Below are 505 nucleotides of genomic sequence, written 5' to 3'. Positions count from 1 at the left end.
CTCTCCTCTAATTGGACATCGTAGCGGCCGCGCCCGCGCGGCGCTTGGGCAGTGGCAGGCGCTTCAGCAGGCGCTGGCCGGCAAGCAAGAACCCAAGCGCCAGGAAGCCGCCCGGCGGCAGGATCATCAGCAGGAAGCCGCGGTAATCAGGGATCAGCGTCATTTCGAGGAAGGCCATCGCATCGCCGAGCAGCAGCGAGGCGTTCGCGAACAGGGTGCCGGAGCCGATCGCCTCGCGCACCGCGCCGAGGGCCACCAGCACCAGCGTGAAGCCGACCCCCATCATCAGCCCGTCGAAGGCCGCCGGGGCGATCCGGTTGCGCGAGGCGAAGGCCTCGGCGCGACCGAGGATCGCGCAGTTGGTCACGATCAGCGGGATGAACAGCCCGAGGACCTTATGCAGGTCATGCAGCCAGGCGTTCATCGCCAGATCGACCAGGGTCACCAGGGTCGCGATGATGAGCACGAAGACCGGGATGCGCACCTGCGGCGTGATGATCCCGCG

The 505-nt window shown here is 67.7% G+C and carries 1 protein-coding gene; it reads right to left on the bottom strand.

The annotated features are described in order from the left end of the window. Positions 1 to 7: 7 nt before the first annotated feature. Positions 8 to 505, bottom strand: a 498-nt coding sequence (gene rsxE / locus CKO27_RS24195; RefSeq protein WP_200377441.1) for an electron transport complex subunit RsxE, incomplete at its 5' end; no start/stop codon positions are given.

This window comes from Thiocystis violacea (assembly GCF_016583575.1).
Classification (GTDB): domain Bacteria; phylum Pseudomonadota; class Gammaproteobacteria; order Chromatiales; family Chromatiaceae; genus Thiocystis; species Thiocystis violacea.
The sequence above is the reverse complement of the archived record's forward strand: the minus strand, read 5'-3'. Positions and strand labels throughout refer to the sequence as shown.